Here is a 622-nt window from a genome sequence, read left to right on the forward strand (position 1 = left end):
ACAAGTTTCTTAGCTTTATTCGCTCGTTTTCCTTGTAGCTTACAACTGAATACTGTGATTATTTGTACTAAATCTTCAACGAGTTCTTGTTGCTCAGATTTTTCCGTATTGTCAATAATCTCAATTTCACAGTTATATAGCGAAGCTATATATTCTACCAACTCAAAACCCAAACCTAAAAGCCTGTCTTTATACAAAACAACAACCTTTTCAACTTGATTTTGCGAAATGCGTTTGATTAGTTCCCGAAGTCCTTTTTTCTTGTAGTTAATGCCAGAACCAATATCACTTATTATCTCAAACGGTTGTCCTTTTGCCATAAGATATGTTTTCACATTATCAATCTGTCGTTCTAAATCATCCTTTTGCTTATGACTTGAAACACGACAATATCCAATTGTAATGCGATTTTTAGGCTTTACATTCATTACTTGGCTGAGCTGTTCATCAGAATAATATCTATATCCACTTATTGTAGTATGATGCGGATGAAGTTTTCCGTTAGAATCCCAATTTCGCAACGTTTGTGCAGATACACCTATAATTTTTGAAAATTCATGTATAGAATAATATTTACTCAAAGCATCACTTCCTTTCAATATTATTCTATACTAATAACCTG

1 protein-coding gene is annotated in these 622 nt (G+C 32.6%); it reads right to left on the reverse strand.

Annotated features, from left to right (window positions below):
- The coding region (locus tag GPK60_RS12750) for an IS607 family transposase (RefSeq protein WP_215660491.1) at positions 1–581 on the reverse strand (581 nt) is incomplete at its 3' end.
- Positions 582–622 lie beyond the last annotated feature (41 nt).

The sequence above is a fragment of the Ruminococcus sp. MCC718 genome (genome assembly GCF_018783905.1).
GTDB lineage: Bacteria > Bacillota > Clostridia > Lachnospirales > Lachnospiraceae > Hominisplanchenecus > Hominisplanchenecus faecis.